The organism is Nocardia sp. CNY236, from assembly GCF_000482385.1.
Lineage (GTDB): Bacteria > Actinomycetota > Actinomycetes > Mycobacteriales > Mycobacteriaceae > Nocardia.
In genome coordinates this window covers 77755-96738 of sequence record NZ_AXVD01000017.1, presented here as the reverse complement: position 1 = coordinate 96738, position 18984 = coordinate 77755, and the positions used below count along the sequence as shown (strand labels likewise).

Annotated in this window: 5 protein-coding genes; all 5 read right to left on the bottom strand. The window is 66.4% G+C overall.

Going from position 1 to position 18984, the window contains the following annotated elements; translation table 11 throughout:
- Position 1 precedes the first annotated feature (1 nt).
- Positions 2 to 994 carry a daunorubicin resistance protein DrrA family ABC transporter ATP-binding protein gene (locus tag K940_RS0112310; protein WP_028477806.1) on the bottom strand — a complete coding sequence of 331 codons (993 nt, stop codon included), beginning with the start codon at positions 992 to 994 and terminating at the stop codon, positions 2 to 4.
- Positions 991 to 14646: an amino acid adenylation domain-containing protein gene (locus K940_RS27995; protein WP_036528383.1), complete on the bottom strand. Its 13656-nt coding sequence runs from the start codon at positions 14644 to 14646 to the stop codon at positions 991 to 993. Before K940_RS27995 ends, K940_RS0112310 begins: the two co-directional genes overlap by 4 nt.
- A gap of 364 nt (positions 14647 to 15010) precedes the next feature.
- Positions 15011 to 16696: an apolipoprotein N-acyltransferase gene (lnt, locus tag K940_RS27990; protein WP_051407132.1), complete on the bottom strand. Its 1686-nt coding sequence runs from the start codon at positions 16694 to 16696 to the stop codon at positions 15011 to 15013.
- Positions 16697 to 16816: 120 nt separating this feature from the next.
- Positions 16817 to 18415, bottom strand: a complete 1599-nt coding sequence (locus tag K940_RS0112295; RefSeq protein WP_028477804.1) for an amidohydrolase — start codon at positions 18413 to 18415, stop codon at positions 16817 to 16819.
- Positions 18416 to 18519: 104 nt separating this feature from the next.
- Positions 18520 to 18966, bottom strand: coding sequence for an FxsA family protein (locus K940_RS0112285; RefSeq protein WP_028477803.1), 447 nt, complete (start codon positions 18964 to 18966; stop codon positions 18520 to 18522).
- Positions 18967 to 18984 lie beyond the last annotated feature (18 nt).

The following is an 18984-nucleotide window of genomic DNA, read 5'->3' as shown; positions in this document are numbered from 1 at the left end:
CTCACGACATGATCTCCTCGTGGACGTCATCGATCTGAGGTTCGGTAGCCGGCGCTTGGGCGGGCTTGCCGGTGAGAGACAGGAATACGTCATCGAGGCTCGGGCGGTTCACCGCGGCATCGACTACGCACACCCCAGCGTCATCGAGGCGACGCAACGCCTCCACCATGGTGCGCGAGCCATCGCCCACCACCACCGATGCCTCGCTGGTGCCGGCCTCGTGACTGGGTTCTCCGACACCGACATGAGCCAGTACCGCCAGCGCGGGACCGGCGTCCTGCCCGGTGGCCAGGGTGACGGTGAGGCGATCACCGCCGATGGAGGTCTTCAGTTCGTCGGCCGAACCACGCGCGATGACCCGACCGTGGTCGATGACCGTGATGCGATCGGCCAGCAGATCGGCCTCTTCCAGATATTGTGTGGTCAACAAGACCGTGGTGCCGTCATCGACGAGTTCGCCGATGACCCGCCACATGTCCATCCGGCCGCGGGGGTCCAAACCGGTGGTCGGTTCGTCCAGCACAACCACCGCGGGCTGGGCGACCAGCGCGCCTGCCAAGTCGAGTCGCCGGGCCATACCGCCGGAGTAGGTGCCCGCTCTGCGGTGGGCAGCGTGGTCGAGTCCGAGCACGCCGAGGAGTTCGGTGGCGCGCGCGGTGGCCTGTCGCGTCGACATGCCATACAACCGCGCCACCATGCGCAGGTTCTCGTAGCCGGTGAGGTTGGCATCCACCGCGGCGTATTGGCCCGACAGGCCGATCCGCTTGCGCGCTGCAGCGGGATTGTGCAGCACGTCGACGCCGGCCACCCGCACCGATCCGGCCGTCGGTTTCAGCAATGTCGTCACGATCCGCACGGTCGTGGTCTTGCCCGCGCCATTGGGACCGAGCAAGCCCATGACCGTGCCGGCAGGAATCTGCAGGTCGATCTCGTCCAACACGCGGACCTTGCCATAGTTTTTCAGTAGGCCTGTGACCTCGACCGCCAAACTCACCGGTGCATCTCCCTCGTCTCCAGCCAAGCCCGTAGCACCGGCCCGATCACCGCCAGCGCTTCCGGCGTCGTCATCCGGGAGTGTTCGCACCGTAGCTCGTGGTCGTGGACTGCACCGGTGATGAACGGCTGCCACGTTGCGGAGTTGCGGTCCGGCTGGGTTCGGTTGATCTCGTCCTCGCCCGCGGTGAAGAACACCAGATCGCCGTCGAAGATGCGGGGCCGGAAGCTGTGCGCGAGCACAGCGCCGTTGTCATAGCCAGCGTACAACCGCTCCAGGTGTTCGACGGTCAGCGCCGCGAACGGTCCGGGGCGCTCCCGCAACAACGCGGCTGCCTCGCGCACGCTGAGATCCGGATCGATGTCCTCGCCGAGTTCGGCGCCGAACTCGGCGACGATCTCCGACACGCGTGGGGTCGCTTGGTCGATCAACTCGTCGGACAGCAGGTAGCTGTCCATCATCGCCAGTGCGACCTCGTGGCCGGCCTGCTGCAGTTGTACGGCCACCTCGTGTGCGATCAGGCCGCCGAGCGACCAGCCCAGCAGGTAGTAGGGCCCCTGTGGTCGGATCGTGGTGATCATGGCCACGTAGTTGCGCGCGGCCTCGGTGATCGTCGTGTAGTCCGGCTCTCCCGCCACATGGGGGGCTTGCAGCCCATAGACCGGGCGATCCGGCGCGAGATGGGCGAGCAACCCCGAGTAGCACCAGGCCAAGCCGATCGCCGGGTGTATGCAGAACAGCGGCGGCGGGCTTTGCGCGGTGCTCGGGCGGATCGGCAGCACCGGTTGCAGCATCGCGGCGACGGCCGCGTCGGCGTCCGCTTGTGCGCCGTCGAGGTGCGCCGCGATGGCAGCGGGTGTCGCGGCACCGAACATCAACTGCACCGGAAGGTCGATGCCGGCCTCCCGCACGTGGGCGACGACCTTCGTCGCCAGCAACGAGTTGCCGCCGAGTTCGAAGAACCCGTCATCGACACCCACCGTCTCCATGCCGAGCACGTCGGCAAAGGCCGCGCACAAGGCGGTCTCCATCGGTGTGGTCGGTGCGCGATAGCCTTCGGCCGCGGCGAACACCGGTTCGGGCAATCGAGTCCGATCCAGTTTGCCCACCGGACTCAGCGGCACGTCTTCGAGCAGCATGATCGATTGCGGAATCATGTAGTTCGGCACCAACGTGGCCAGGTGGTCGGTCAGTTCGGTCGCGGTGAGCGTGACCCCTGGGTGCGCCTTCACATACGACACCAGTGCTGTCGCGCCCGAGGGAGCGCGGTGCCCGATCGTCGTGGAGAATGCGACCTGCCCGTGCGCTGCCAGTGCGGCATCGATTTCACCCAGTTCGATCCGGAAGCCGCGGATTTTGACCTGGTGGTCGGTGCGACCGACGTATTCGATCTCCTGCGTGCCGTGGGCACCGTGCTCGGGTCCTCTCGCCCCGTTCCACCACCGGACCAAATCGCCCGTGCGGTACATCCGCTCCCCTGGTTTGCCGAACGGGTTGGCCACGAACCGTTGCGCGGTCAGCCCGGGCCGGTTCAAGTAGCCGCGAGCCAATGCGTCGCCGGCCAAATGCAGTTCACCGGTCACGCCGATCGGTGTGGGGTGCAGGCGAGCATCGAGGACCGCGGCGTTGACCCCGCGAATGGGGCCGCCGATGGTGATCGGCTCGCCGGGGGTCATCGGGTGGGAAATGACGGTGACGATCGTGGTCTCGGTGGGACCGTAGACGTTGTACAGGTTGCGCCCGGGTGCCCATCGGGTCACCAGGTCCGGCGGTAAGGCTTCCCCGCCGACCAGGACATGTTGCAGTTCGGTGATCCCGGTGGGATCGACGGTCCCGAGGGCGGAGGTGGTGATGAACGCGTGTGTGATTCGCTGCTCGGCGAACACCCGCCCGAGTTCGTCGCCGCCCACGACCCCGGGCGGGGTGATCACCAGTTGCGCCGCACCCCCGAGCGCCAGTAGCAGTTCGAGCATCGCCGCGTCGAAGCTCGGTGTGGCGAAGTGCAGGACCCGGTTTCCGGGCTGGACGTTGAAGCGGTAGGCGGTTTCGGCGGCGAAGTTGGACAACCCACCGTGGGTGACCATGACCCCCTTGGGGATGCCGGTCGATCCCGAGGTGTAGATCACGTAGGCGGGATTGTCGACCCGCAGTGGCGCGCTGCGGTCGGTGTCGAGGATCGGGGCGTCGGACGAGTCGTGCACCAGTCGATGCACGTGTGGGTCGTCCAACACGATCCAGTCGGTGTCCTGGGGCATTTGGTCGCGATGGCCCGACAGCGTGATGCCCAACGTCGTACCGGAATCCGACAACATGTGGGCGATGCGCTGGTCCGGGTACAGCGGATCGACCGGGACGAACGCCGCGCCCGCCTTGGCCACCGCGAGCACCGCCGCCACCGACTCCACCGACCGCGGAATACCCAGCGCCACCAGTGTTTCCGGGCCGACACCGCGCGCGATGAGCACGCGCGCGATCCGGTTGGTCCAACGATCGAGGGTGTCGTAGGTCATCGCCACCCCGTCCGAGACCAGGGCGACCGCCTCGGGGTCGACATTCGCCGCCTGGTCGAACGCCTCGGGGAAGGTCACCGGGCGGTCCGGTTTCGCGCCGCGCACCGGAGCCAGTTCCGACCATTCGGCGGGATCGAGCAGTTCCAGATCGCCGACCGCGGTGGTGGGATTGGCGGCAATCGCAGCCAGCAGTCGGGTCAATCGCCGACCGAGTCGCTGCGCGGTCGACTCGTCGAACAGGTCGGTCGCATAGTTCACCGCGACGGTGATGCCGGCCGGATCCCGCTGCGCGGTCTGCGTTTCGGTCAGGGTGAATTGCAGGTCGAACTTGGCCACGCCGGTATCCAGGTCGACAGCCTCGATCTGCAATCCCGGCAGGTGAAGTCCGCCGACCGGTTCGTTGCGGACCGACAACATCACTTGGAACATCGGGTGATGCGCGCGGGATCTGGCCGGGTTGAGTACCTCGACGAGTCGCTCGAACGGAAGATCTACGTGCGCGAAGGCATCCAGATCGGTCTCACGCACCGTGTGCAGCAGATCGGTGAACCGAGCGTCGGGGTCGATCGACGTGCGCAGAACCACCGTGTTGACGAACATGCCGACCATCCGGTCCAATGCGGCGTCGCCGCGGCCGGCGATCGGTGAGCCGACGACGATGTCGTCGGCAGCCGTCATCCGGTGCAGCAACACCGCGAGCGCAGCATGCAGCACCATGAACACGCTGACATTGTTGCTACCAGCGATCATCTGGAGCTCACGGTGTGTGACCCGATCCACCGCGCACTCCACGGTGCCGCCTCGGTAGCTGGGCGCCGGAGGCCGGGGGCGGTCGGCCGGAACGGTCAACAATTCCGGAATCCCGGCCAAGGTGGTGCGCCAGTAGTCGAGTTGTCCGCGCACGGCGGAGTCCGGGTCGTCCTCGTCACCGAGCACATCGTGTTGCCAGAGTGTGTAGTCCGCGTACTGGATCTCGAGTTCCGGCCAGTCGGGCTCCTGGCCGGCGCAGGCGGCACGGTAGGCGATCGAGACGTCGGCGGCCAGTGGCTCGAGCGACCAGCCGTCCATGGCGATATGGTGCGCGACCACGACGAGAACGTGTTCTGTGGACTCCGCGCAATCGCTCGGGTCACCGGCTGCAACGGTGATCAGTGCGGCGCGAATCGGGACATCGGTGGACAAGTCGAAGCCCACCGCGGCGAAACGCCGCACCGTGGCTTCGAGGTCGTGTGCCCGCACGGTCGTGCGGGCCATCGAGATCGCCGCCTCGGCCGGATCGAGAACGACCTGGTTCGGTGTGCCGTCGATCTCCGGGAACACGGTGCGCAGCGTTTGGTGCCTGGCTTGCACCGCATCCAGTGCGCGAGCCAGCGCGGTGACGTTCGGGCGCCCGGTGATCCGCAGCACGAGCGGCACGTTGTAGGCGCCCGCGGACCGGTCGGTGTCCGTCACGCCGGCGTTGAATCGGTTGAGGAACCACAGTCGCCGCTGTGCGGCCGACAGCGGGACTCGCTCGGGTCGCTCACGCCGGCGCAGGGGGGGACGGGTCTGGTCGGACTGCGTGCCGGTGTCCACGAGCGTGGCCAACTCGGCCACCGTCGGAGTCGCGAACACGGTACGAACGGCCAGCCGTACCCCTGTGGCGGAAGCCAGGCGGGCAACCAATTGGGTGGCCAGCAAGGAGTTTCCGCCGATGTCGAAGAAGCTGTCTTCTGCTCGGATGTCGTCGGCATCGACCAACTCGCCCATCACCCCGGCGACCAGACGTTCCATCGCGGTCCTGGGCTCGTGACGAGTCGGGTTCACCGCGAACTGTGGTTCGGGCAATGCCTTGGTGTCCAGCTTGCCGACCGGAGTCAACGGGATGGTGTCCAGCAGTGTGATGCTCGCCGGCACCATGTGCACCGGCAGGCGGTCGGCGACCGCTGCGCGCACGGCGTCGACATCGACCCCGGCCATGCCGTCGGCGGGCTGGACGTAGGCGACAATTCGGTCGACGCCAGCGATCCGGCGCACCTCGGTGTATGCGAACCGTACCGCCGGGTGCTCACCGAGCACCGCGGTGATCTCGCCGAGTTCGACGCGAAAGCCGCGCAGCTTGACCTGGTGGTCGCTGCGGCCGAGATACACCACTTCGCCTGCGGCGTTCCAGCGCACCACGTCACCGGTGCGATACATGCGGGCGCCGGCCGGGCCATAGGGATCGGCGACGAACCGCGAGGCGGTCAGCCCGAAGCGGTCGTGGTATCCCCGCGCCACGCCCTGCCCCGACAGATACAGCTCGCCGGGCACGCCTACCGGAACCGGGCGCAATCGCTCGTCGAGCACCAGCGCACGCGCTCCGCGCACCAGACTGCCGATCGTGATCGGTTCACTGCTGTGCAGTGCACCGGAGATCGTGATGACAACGGTGGTCTCGGTCGGGCCGTAGACATTGCACATCAGACGATCCGGCGCCCATCGCGCCACCAGGTCCGGCGCCAGCGCCTCGCCCCCGACCAGCAGTCCGCGCAAGTGCGGCAGCGGCCACCGTTCACGGTCGATGGTGGCCAGAGCGGCCGGGGTCAGGAAGCCGTGACTGATCCGCTCACGTTCGATCAGCGCTGCCAGTTCGTCGCCACCGTAGATATCCGTGGGGCAGATCACCATAGCCGCACCGGCCCCCCATGCCATCAACAGATCGAGGATCGCCGCATCGAAACTGGGGGTGGCGAAATGCAGTGTCCGAGAATGCTCGTCGATTCCGATCCGGTCGCGGATCTCGTGCGCGAGATTGGACAGACCTCTGTTGGTCACCGCGACGCCCTTCGGCGTACCGGTGGATCCGGAGGTGTAGACCAGGTAGACCAGGTCGGCCACCTGAATCGATCGGGTGCGTTCTCGATCATCGATGTAGGCATCGTCGTGTGCGGCAAGCTCGGCGCCGAATGCCGCGCGGTCCAACAACAGCCACTCGAGGTCCCGTCCTGCAGGGGCGCCGGCGTGCAACCGGTCGACATGCGCGCTGACCGTGACGCCGAGCGCGCACCCGGAGTCGACCAGCATCTGCCGAATGCGGTCGGCGGGGTATTTCGGATCGATCGGCACGAACGCGGCGCCGGACTTGGCAACGGCCAACGTCGCCACCACCGAGTCGATCGAACGAATCAGACCGAGCGCGACCCGGTCTCCTGGGCCGAGCCCACGGGCGATCAGTGCCCGCGCCAACCGATTGGACTGTCGATCGACCTCGGCGTAGGTCATCGAGGTGGTTCCGGAGCACAGGGCGGTGTTCTGCGGATACCGCTGCGCCGTGTCCGTGATGTAGGTGGCCAGCGTGCACGGTTCGGCGCCGGGCACTCCGCGTGCGGGGGCGAGGGTGCGGCGCTCGTGGTCGGTGCGTGCGTCGATCTCGCGGACGAGGACGCGTGGATCGGCAGCAATCGCGGCGAGCACGGTCACGAATCGTTCGGCCAATGCCGCCACTGTCGACATGTCGAACAGGTCTGCAGCATAGACGAATTCGAAGCTGCTGCGCGGATCGCCGACGCCGAGGCCGAGATTCTCCACGCGCAGTTCCAGGTCGAACTTCGCCAGTGCGATGTCCAACGGCTCTGCGCGCAGCGCCAAGCCGGGCAGACGCAGCGGCGGCGCCGGCCCGTCCTGAATGCTCAGTGCCACTTGGAACAGCGGGTGCAGCCCCGATGCTCGTGCCTCGCTGCCGAGCTCCTCGACGATTCGCTCGAACGGGACGTCGGCGTGCGCCAGGGCGGCCAACTCGGTGTTGCGATCGGCGTGCAGGAGGTCGGTGAAGGTGCGATCGGGATCCACGTCGGAGCGCAATGCCACGGTGTTGACGAACATCCCGACCACGTCGTCGAGCTTGATATCGCTACGGCCGGCCACAGGCGTGCCGATCACGATGTCGCGACCACCGGTGACACAGCGCAGCAATACGGCGAACGCCGAGCGCACCACCATGAACATGCTGACGCCCTGGTCGCGCGCGACTGCGGCGAGATCGTGTTGCACCGACTCCGGCACAGAGAATCGCACGGTCCCGGCCTGTTGCGTCGGTGTGGCCGAGCGCGGTCGGTCGTAGGGCAGCGGCAGCTGGTCGGGGATGTCTTCGAGCGCGGTTCGCCAATACCGCAACTGGGTTGCCGCGACACTGTCGGGATCGGTGTCCGCGCCGAGGCAGGCGCGCTGCCACAGCCCGAAGTCGGCGTACTGTACCGGCAGTGGCGCCCACGATGGCGAGTCACCGTCGTGTCGAGCGACGTACGCGGTGGCCAGGTCTTTGGCCAGCGGGCCGAGCGACCAGGCGTCGGCTGCGATGTGGTGCACGACGATACCGAGCAGATACCGCTCGGGCGAGGTCCGCATCAACGACAACCGCACCGGCGTCTGGGTGGTCAGATCGAATCCGGTGTGTGCCAGCGCCTCCAGCGCGGTGTGCGCGCCGGATTCGTCGTGATCGGTGACCACCAGATTCGGCGCTACCCGCTCGATCGGCAAGACCACCTGCTGTGCGCCTTCGGCGTCCTCGGGAAAGATGGTTCGGAGCACTTCGTGACGCCCGACCAGGTCGGCGAGCGCCGCGCGCATGGCCGGTACATCCAATGCACCAGTGATATGGATCACGAAGGCAATGTTGTAGGCGCCCGACTCCGGGGCGTAGCGATTGAGGAACCATACGCGTTGCTGCGGCAGCGACAAGGGCACACGCGCCGGACGCGGCGTCTGTACTGCCAAGGCCGGTCTCTGCGTCTGCGGCGCGTTGTCCAGTTGCCCAGCGATTCCGGCGATGGTCGGCGTCTCGAAGATCGTCCGCACCGGCAGTTCCACGCCGAACTCGGCCTGCACCGCGGCGGCGAGCCTGGTCGCCAACAGTGAGTTTCCACCGAGATCGAAGAAGCTGTCCTCGGCGCCGGTGACCGGGTGGCCGAGGATCGTGCCGAAGACTCCCGCGACCTTCCGCTCCAGCTCGGTGACCGGTGGCCGGGATGCCCCTGCAGCAGCGAACACCGGCTTCGGCAACGCTTTTCGGTCCAGCTTGCCCGAGGGGGCGATCGGGACCTCGTCCAAGACCATCACCGATGCGGGCACCATGTATCCGGGCAGCCGCTGACGTGCGGTCTCCACGATTTCCCGCGAATCCACCGGCCGGTCGGAGGTGACATAGGACACCAGCCGACTACGGCCACGCTCGTCGGCATGCACCAGAGTCAGTGCGAATCGAATACCCGGATGCCTGCGCAGCACGTTGTCGACCTCACGCGGTTCGATGCGGAAGCCATGGATCTTGACCTGGTCGTCGGCCCGCCCGAGGAAGCGCAGCTGTCCCGACCGTTGCATGACCACCAGGTCACCGGTGCGGTACATGCGCTCGCCACGTCGACCATGGGGGTTGGCCAGGAAGCGTTGCGCGGTCAGGCCGAAACGACCGAGGTAGCCACGAGCCAAGCCGGACCCGGACAGATACAACTCACCCGGAGTGCCCGGGGGAACCGGGTGCAGCCTGTGGTCCAGGATGAACAGTCGGCTGCCGCGCACGGGCAGGCCGAGGGGCACTGGTTGGCCGGCGGTCATCGGCCCGGACGCGGTGGCAGCGACGGTGGCCTCCGACGGTCCGTACATATTGTGCATGCGGTGTCCGGTGGTCCAGGTCTCGACCAGCTCCTCCGAGCAGGCATCGCCGCCGACGATGACCGCCTCCAGCTCGGGCAACCCGTCGTTCGGCACGGTGGCCAACGCCGCAGGCGTGACGAAGGCGTGTGTGACCCGCTCCGCGCGCAGCAACGTGGCCAGTTCGGACCCGCCATACATGCCCGCGGGCGCGATCACCATGGTGGCGCCCGCGGCAAACCCCAGCAGCATTTCCAGCACCGACGCGTCGAAACTCGGCGAGGAGAAGTGCAATGTCCGAGACGAATCCGACACCTCGAACAGGGACGTCTGCTCGGCGGCCAACGAGGCGATGCTCCCGTGGGTGACGACGACCGCCTTGGGGATACCGGTGGATCCAGACGTGTAGATGAGATATGCCGGGTTGCCCACCCGCATCGGATGGCGCCGCTGGGCATCGGTGATCGGGTTCGCAGACTGCTCGGCGAGTTCGGCCGACAGCTCCGGCGAGCCGAACACCAACCACTCGACCGCATCCTCGCCACTGTGCTCCGTAGGCACGGTGGCAATCCCCGCGGCGTCGGTCAGACCGAGTACCGTGCCCGAATCACCGATCATGTGAGCGATCCGCTCGCTGGGATAGCTCGGGTCGATCGGCACATACGCTGCGCCCGTCTTGGCGACCGCCCATACAGCAACGATCGCGTCCAACCCGCGGGGCAGGGCGATCGCGACAATCGCCTCGGGCGCCGCACCGTGATCGATGAGAGCGCGAGCCAGGACATTGGACTGGTGGTCGAGCTCACGGTAGGTGGTGTCCGTGCCGAGGTACCGTACGGCGATCACGTCCGGCACCCGGGCCGCGGTGTCGGTGAGCAGCATCGCCAGGGTGGTCGCCGGCTCGGCCGGGGCGCCGCTGATGGGCACCAGGGCTTCGTGCTCGGCGTGATCCAAGATCGGCAGGTCCCCCATCGGTAGGTCGGGTGCCGCGACGCCACCGGCCAGCATCGTGACGAATCGGCGGGCCAGGGAGCGAATCGTGATCTCGTCGAAAATATCTGTGGCGTAGCCGAATTCGGCAGACAGCGGCCCGTCGGTAGCGTCGTCGTGGACCACCAGTTGCAGGTCGAACTTGGCGACGTCCCAGCTGATCGGCATCTCGGTGGCGCGCACACCGGGCAGTTCGATGTGCAGGTCCGGCGCGTGGTCGTAGGACAACATCACCTGGAACAACGGGTGGCGGGCAGGGGAACGCTCGGGATTGACCACGTCGACCAGTCGCTCGAACGGTACGTCGGCGTTGGCGAAGGCGTTGAGGTCGGTCTCCCGGATCACGTCCAGCATGCCGTCGAATCCCATGGCCGGGTCGACGTCGGTGCGCAGCACGAGCGTATTGACGAACATTCCGACCAGTTCGTCCAAGGCCGGATCGGCGCGCCCGGCAATCGGGGTTCCGATCGCGATGTCCCTGCTTCCGGACAACCGCGACAGCACACTGGCCAGGATCGTGTGCAGCACCATGAACATACTCACGCCTCGGCTGGCCGCGAACTCGACTGCGGCCCGGCGAATTTCGATGGGAACGGTGAACGGAACCCGCGCGCCGACAGTGGACCGGTGCAGCGGGCGCGGTCGGTCCAGCGGGAGATCGAGTTGGTCGGGCAGTCCGGTGAGCGTCGTGCGCCAGTAGTTCAGTTGGCGGCTCAGCGGGCTGTGTTCGTCGGACTCTTCACCGAGCAGGTCGCGCTGCCACAGCGCGAAGTCGGCGTACTGCACCGGTAGCGCAGTCCACTGCGGCACGTCGCCGCGTGCTCGTGCCGCCACGGCCGTCATCAGGTCCCGGGCCAGGGGCGCGATCGACCACCCATCGCTACAGATGTGGTGCAACACGACCAGGAAGACGTGCTGCTGCGGCCCGGTACGGTACAACGCCACCCGAATCGGCGCCTGGTTGCGCAGATCGAATCCGTAACTGGCGAATTCGGTCACCAACGCGGCCACGTCGACATCGTCGACATCGATCGGATCGAGAGCCAACGGGATGGCTTCTGCTGGGTGGATCAGCTGATAGGGTCCCTGTTCGGTGTCGGGGAACGTGGTACGCAGACTCTCGTGCCGGGCGATGACGTCGACCAGCCCCCACCGCAATGCTTGCACGTCCAAGGGGCCGTCGACCTGGACGGCCAGCGGCATGTTGTATGCGGCGGCGTGTTCGGAGAACCGGTTCAGAATCCATAGTCGCTGCTGTGCCTGCGATAGTGGTATCCGCTCCGGCCGTTCGGCAGGCACCAACCGCGGCGCGGAAGCATCGGAGCTTCGCGCGCCGAATCGCCCGGTCAGCGCCTCGATCGTCGGATCCTCGAACAGGTCGCGGATGGTCAACGCCGTTCCGAGTGCGGCGTTGATTCTGGCCACCGCCCGAGCGCCGACCAGTGAATTGCCGCCTTTGTCGAAAAAGCTGTCGTCGACACCGATCTCGGTATCGAGAACCTCGGCGAAGATCCCGGCGAGAACCCGCTCGATCTCGGTACGCGGCTCGGTGATCGGGCGGATCGTGGTCTCGGCGACGACCGGCTCGGGTAGCGCCTTGCGGTCGATCTTGCCGTTGCTACCCAACGGGAGCTCGTCGAGTTCCATCAGTGAGGTCGGCACCATGTACTCCGGCAACCTGCGTCGCAGGGAGGTCAGAACCGAAGCTGTGTCCATCGCCCCGTGCGCCATCGCTGCCGGGTCCGCCGGTGTGGGGTCCTCCTGCGGCGGTGCCGCAACCACGTAGGCCACCAACTCGTCGCCGGTCCGCCCCCGGTGGGCGACACAGACCGCGCGGGCCACAGCTGGGTCGTCGAGCAATGCTGCCTCGATCTCCCCGAGTTCGATACGCATACCGCGGATCTTGACCTGGAAATCGCTGCGACCCAGATACTCCAATACGCCCGATTCGCAGTCGGAGCGACCGACCTGCCACCGTGCCAGGTCGCCGGTGCGATACATGCGCTCGCCCGGGGAGAACGGATTTGCGACGAACCGATCGGCACTCAGCGTCGGCCGTCCCAGATAACCGCGAGCCAGCTGGATACCGGCGAGGTACAGTTCGCCGGCGATGCCAGGAGGGGCAGGCTGCAGTCGACTGTCGAGCACGTAGGTTCGGGTGTTCCAAATCGGCGACCCGATCGAGACACTACTGCGTTCGGGCGCGCACGACGCAGCCGTGACATCGACGGCCGCCTCGGTCGGTCCGTACAGGTTGTACAGGTCGGACTCGTGCAACGCCGCGTAGAATTCACGGACGGTAGCGGCGGGCAATGCCTCACCGCTGCAGAACACCCTGCGCAGACCGGTGCAGTCGTGCAGATCGGCCTCGGCGACGAACACCGACAGCATCGACGGCACGAAGTGCACTGTCGTGATCTGTTTCTCGGCGATGATCCGAGCGAGGTAGAGCGGGTCGCGGTGACCATCCGGGGCGGCCACGACCAAGCGTGCCCCGACCTGCAAAGGCCAGAAGAACTCCCACACCGACACGTCGAAGGTCACCGGAGTCTTCTGCAGCACCGCATCGGTACCGTCGAGCGGATAGCTGTGCTGCATCCACCGCAACCGATTGACGATCGCAGCATGAGTCACGGCCACGCCCTTGGGCTTTCCGGTCGAGCCGGAGGTGAAGATCACATACGCCAAATGATCGGGTCGTAGCCGGCCACGACGGTCGGCATCGGTGACCGGCGCATCGTCGAACCTCGATGCGCGTTCGGTGTCGATATCCAGCCGCTTCGCCGCATCCGACAGCGTGAGGCCGTCTCGGGCCGCGGTGAGCACGCACAGCGGCTCGGCGTCGCGCACGATCTGCTCGATCCGCTCGATCGGATGATCGGTGTCCAAGGGAAGGTAGGCCGCTCCCGACTTCACGATCGCATACATGCCGACGACCAAGTCGAGGCTACGCCGCAGGCACAGCCCGACGGTCGTATCCGGACCGGCGCCGTGGGCAATGAGCATTCGGGCCAGGCGGTTCGCTCGCGCGTCCAACTCGCCGTAGGTCAGGATCTCGTTGCCGAATTCGAGTGCGATGGCGTCCGGGTCGAGCGCCGCGCGCTCGGCGAACAGATCGGCGAGAGTTCCTTCCTGCCGAGGCACCTCGGTGGCGTTCCATTCGCACAGCACGTGCTCGCGCTCGGCGGGGGTGATCGCGACGAGCGATTCGACCGGGTCCTTCGGATCGGCCTCCAGGAACCGGTCGAGAAAGTCCAGGTAGCGGGCGTGATGGTCGGTGATCTCGGTCTCGCCGTACAGCCGTGGATTGGCTTCGAAGTCGACGTGGAAGTTGCCACCGGCTCCGTAGTACACATTGACCGACAGATCCTCCACCGGGCCGGTCGCCAGCAGGTGCATCGAACCGACCAAGCTGCCGAACCGCAACTCACCGTGGAAGAGCATGATATTGACCATCGGGCCGAAGAACCCGCGTGCATCGCGAGAGTAACCGCTGTCGCGACGGATGGCCTCGTGCCGATACCGTTGATGACGCAGCGCGCCGGTGATCTGCAACTCGGCCGCCTTCACCAGCTCGCATACCGTGATCGCGTCGTCGAAATTCAATCGGATCGGCACCACATTGGACACCACGCCCGCCGATCGCCGCAGCGACACCGTCGTACGTGCTGCGACGGGCAGACTCAACACCACATCGGGGTTACCGGTCACCGACCGGATGTAGGCCGCTACCGAGGCCACGAATACGGCCGGATCGGTCGTGTCGCACGCGCTGGTCACCGCATCCAATGCGGAGCGGTAGTCCTCGGGCAGCACCTCGCTGACCAGTCTGCGACCCGCGTCGTGGGTATCCGCGGTGACCTTGACGCCACCGAGACTGACCGGATCGCCGACTCCCCTCAGCTTCTCGAACCAGTATTCGCGATCACTGTGAAAGCGATGGGAGTCGTGGTAGTCGGCCTCACCTGCATACAGCTCGGCCAGCGACGTCGCTCGCGACGTGGACGGTTCGGTCCGGTTCTCCAGCGCGGTATAGATCTCGGCCGTCCGGGTGAGCGCGTTCATCGCTCCGTAAGCGTCGATAACAATATGGTGAGCAAACGAATACCAGATGTAGTCTGCGTCCCCGATTCGCAATACCGCATTGAAGGTCAGCGAATCGTGCTCCAGATCGATCGGTGAACTGGTGTGCTCGTGCATCCAACGAAGAGCCGCCGCATGAGGATCGGGCTCGGAGCGCAAGTCGATCCGTACCCACGCCGGCCGGCGTACCGGGTCGACGACCTGGTACGGGACACCATCGATCTCCACCAGGCGAACCTGACCCACCTGGGTCTCGGCGCCGAAACGCTCGATTGCATACAACAAACGACCTGCATCGAGGTCGCCATGGATCTCGACCCATTGAGAGATGTTCAAAGGTACATCGGGACGGATGCGCTGTGCGTACCAGAGAGCCGTCTGTGCAGGTGACAGAGCAAACGGTTGTGCCGAAAATTCGTCGGATGAACATTGGTCGACACGATAGGTGGCCAATGAACTCATCAAATCACTCCGTTCTGCCGCTGTAGACGCAACTCCCCGAGCACCACGACAGCAAGCGCGCATGCGCCAGCCGAAGGACGTGATTCACGTCCTATGATTCGAAGCATCACATCAGCCGGATCGCCGGCGTTGTGGACTTTTTTCACATCCAACGCCTTTGGCAGAAGGCAACTTTGGTTGGTCACATTTCCGCAAATATTGCGACTCGTATTGCGACTCGACGTTGCCGAACCGAAACCCTACCGGCCCGACCAGATTTCTCAATGATACTTCGCAAATCGGTTCAGCTGTAGGCGAATAGTACGCAACCCAGTGCCACACCTGTTGTTTTCGGATGACGGGGCAAAAAGATACTGATGTTCGGTTATCTCTGATTTCGTCGCACGATCGGCCGATCAATGACGACATCGCATGTGGCCAGGCAATCGTTACTCCTTGCCCTCCGCCGAAAGACCGCGGTGACCGCGGCGGCACCACCGATAATAGCGAACAGCGGCTGCACCGCAGATCCCATTCGGGTTGCGATAGTGTTGTCGTTGCGCACCGGGATTTCTGCGACCAAAGCAGCGGGCTCGAGCAACACCGACTCCTGCCGTACACTCCCGTCGGCCGCGACAATCGCGCTGACCCCCGAGGTAGCCGCGACGACCAGCGCCCGCCCATGCTCGACCGCCCGTAGGCGCGACATGGCCAACTGCTGATAGGTCATCTCGCTGTCACCGAAGGTCGCGTTGTTCGTCGGCACGGCCAACACTTGGGCGCCAGCACGCACCGCGTCGTCGAACGAACGATCGAAGGCGACCTCGTAGCAGGTGGCGATACCGATATCTATGCCTGCCGCATGGACGACGCCATCGCCACTGCCAGGTACGAAATACCCGGCCCGATCGGCGTATTCGGAAAACAACCGGAAAAAGCCCCGCATGGGGAGATACTCCCCAAAGGGCTGAATGATCTTTTTGTCGTGCCGCTCCCCCGGACCCGCCGCTGGATCCCAGACGATCACCGTGTTCGTCGTGGTTCGATCCGAATCGACCAATACCGCACCCACCAGAATCGGCGCACCGATCCGCACCGCCACCGCGGTGATCGCCGTCGCAGCATCGGCATTGCGCAGCGGATCGATGTCGGAGGAGTTCTCCGGCCAGATCACCACATCGGGCTGCGGAACGCGGCCGGCCGCCACATCGGCGGCCAATTGTTCCGTGCGCCGCACATGATTGTCCAGCACAGCCCGCCTTTGGGCATTGAAGTCCAATCCGAGTCGTGGAACACTACCCTGTATCGCCGCGACGGTGACCGTTCGGTGGGAATCGCCCGGAGCAAATGCAATCGGCCGAAACAGCAGCGCAGCCAAAGGCATGACCGCACAGGCGAAAACCGCTGTGATATACGGCAGTTCGGCCGCAAAACGGGCATGCGAGAACAATTTCGCGAAAGTGCCACCATCGTCCGATGCGGCGCCCCTCCCCGACGCATCACGGAAAACTCGACTCGACCACATGTGCGATACCAATGCCGCCGCGCCGGTTCCGGTGAGCGCCACCGCAAATCCGACCAGGGGGGCTCCGCCGAGTGCCGCCAGCGATAGAAACCAGCCGTCGGCTTGACCGAATGCCAGACGGCCCCACGGGAATCCACCGAATGGAAAGCTGGATCTGCCCCACTCGGCGATGCTCCATGCCAGCGCCACCCAGAGCGGCCAGCCGGGCAGCGTGCCCACGAGCCGCGCGAGCGCTCCGAACACACCCACATAGACCGCGCAGGCGGTGGACAACGCCAACCACGGCGCCGGACCCACATAGATCCCGGTCCACGGCAACAGTGGAACGAAGAACGCCGCCCCCGCCACGAAGCCGTACCCGAAGCCCGCCCGCAGGGTACCGACCCCACGAACGACAAGAGTGAGCACACCGACCCCCAGCGGCGCGAGCAACCACCACGACCGGGGCGGAAAGCTGGCGAACAGCAGCACCCCGGCAAGGGTCGCGGCCGCCAGGCGCGCCCACGCCGGATGCCTACCCACCGCCTCCGACGCCGCCGACAGCATCGTGGCCGGCATCGAATGCCACCCCGGCACTGGCCGCATCGTCATCGAGCCACCACCTGACCGCGGACCGCCGCCGCTCGGCACGCGGTACCCGCCGCTGTCCGTATCGCCGAGCTCAGGTCATGCCGCATAGATCGTCGCTCCTCGATGCACCGTGCGCAAACACCTCGGCAGCGGTGCATCATCCTCCAACGCCGGAAGGCCCGGCACTCTGGACCGGGGATCGGTGGACCACCGCTGAACCGAGTCGGCCGGCGCGGCGACCACGAGTTCGTCCGCCTCCCAGACCGCGTAAGACGCAGGCGCGCCGGGTACGAGCGTGCCCGCCACCCCGTCACGCACCCCGCCTGCACGCCAGGAGCCGCGGGTCGCCGCGGCGAAGGCAGCGCGCGGTGACAGACCGAATCCGGGCGTCCGATGGTTGGCCGCAGCCCGCACCGCGGCCCACGGATGCAGCGCGGTGACCGGCGCATCCGAGCCCACTGCGAGGGCAATACCCGCCGAGGCCATCCCGGACAGTGGGTTCAACGCTGCAGCACGCTCGACGCCCAGGCGAGCAGCGTACATACCGTCGGTTCCTCCCCAGGCGGCGTCGAATGCCGGTTGCACACTGGCGATCACACCCCAGCGAGCAAGCTTGCCGATGTGCTCGTCGGCGAGCAACTCCGCATGCTCCACACGGTGTCCGAGTGCGGCGACCGCCGGGCCGCCGAGTTCCTCGACCACCTGCTCGATCCCCGCGACAACTGCGTCGATGGCGGCATCGCCGATGGCATGGAAACCCGCTTGGATTCCGGCGACGGTGCATGCACGCACGTGATCGGCGATTGCCTCGACGTCGAGATAGGAGCGTCCACAACCCGACTCGTCGGCGTACGGTGCGCGCAGCCATGCGGTCCGCGACCCGATGGAGCCATCGACGAACAGGTCGCCGCCGAGGGCATGGACGCCGAGCTCGGCGATCAGGGCGCGGGCCTGCTCCGCGCTGCGCACCGCTTCTCCCCAATACGCTCTGACCTGCACCCCGTGGTCGAATTGCAACAGCTCCGCTACATCGGCGCGCCCGGCGATCTGTGGTCCCGCGCATTCGTGGACCGCGACCACGCCCCGGGCGGCCGCGTGGTCCAGCGCCGCCGCGCGTGCCCGATCTCGTCGCTGCCGAGACAGGCTCGCGAGAGCGGCTTCGCGCACCCGGTGGTGCGCATCGGCGCGGACCGGTTCGCCGCGAACGAATCCGTCGGTACGGCTCAGTCCGGGCACCGTGTCCAGGAGGGCAGAGGATGCAACAGCGCAGTGCCCGTCCACCCGTGCAAGGTAGGCCGCTCGGCCCACACCGACCGCGGCATCGATCTCCTCGACCGTGGGTGGTCGGCCTTCCGGCCAGGTGGTCTCGTCCCAGCCATCGCCCAGGACCGTGTCGCCGGGGTGGGTATCGGCGAATGCGCCCAGCAGGTGCAAGCAGTCTCGCAGTGAGGTCGCCTGCGACAGATCGAGGCCGGTCAGTCTGAGGCCCAGCGCTGTGACGTGCACGTGTGGATCGACGAACGCCGGGGCGACGAAGGCGCCGTCCAGGTCGATGATCTCGGCATCCGGATGCAGGGCGCGCCCGGGTTGTTCGGCGCCCAGCCACACGACGGTCCCGTCGGTAACCGCCATGGCCGTGGCATCGGGTGCACTCGCGCTATAGAAGCGACCGCCGGTCAGCAACTGGGTACTCACGACACACCAGTTTGCCGTATGCCCGATTCGGCGGATTCGGTCCGTCGTTCATCGTGCCGTCGCTCGTCGTGGCCCGCCCCGCCGAATCCGGGCCGTGCCGCCATTCACCTGGTCTCGGCGCCGATCCCTCGGTCGCCGTCGATCACGGAGTCGGCATCGATGATCACGCCACCATAGGGCGCCCGAGCAGTGGCCTCGGCGAATCGGCGGGCGGCGACCGCGGTGAGCACCGGGCGCAGTAGCAGGCGCACCGGGGGTACAAGCAGCAACAGACCGCACAGGGAGGTGACCAGCCCGGGTACGAACAGCAGCACTGCGCCCCCGGCCACCATGACGCCGTCGGCCACGACAACGTCCGGCCCGACCTGCCCGCGACCGGCTCGGCGCAATTGCTCGAGTACGCGTCGCCCCTGCGCGGCGACCATCAGCATGCCCACCGCAGACGCGGCGAGCAGCACCAGGATGGTCGGCAGTACGCCGATCCACCAACCGACCGCACCGAACGCTGCGATCTCGACGGTGGCATACAGCACGAACATCAATGCAGCCATGACGACCCTTTCCGGCGA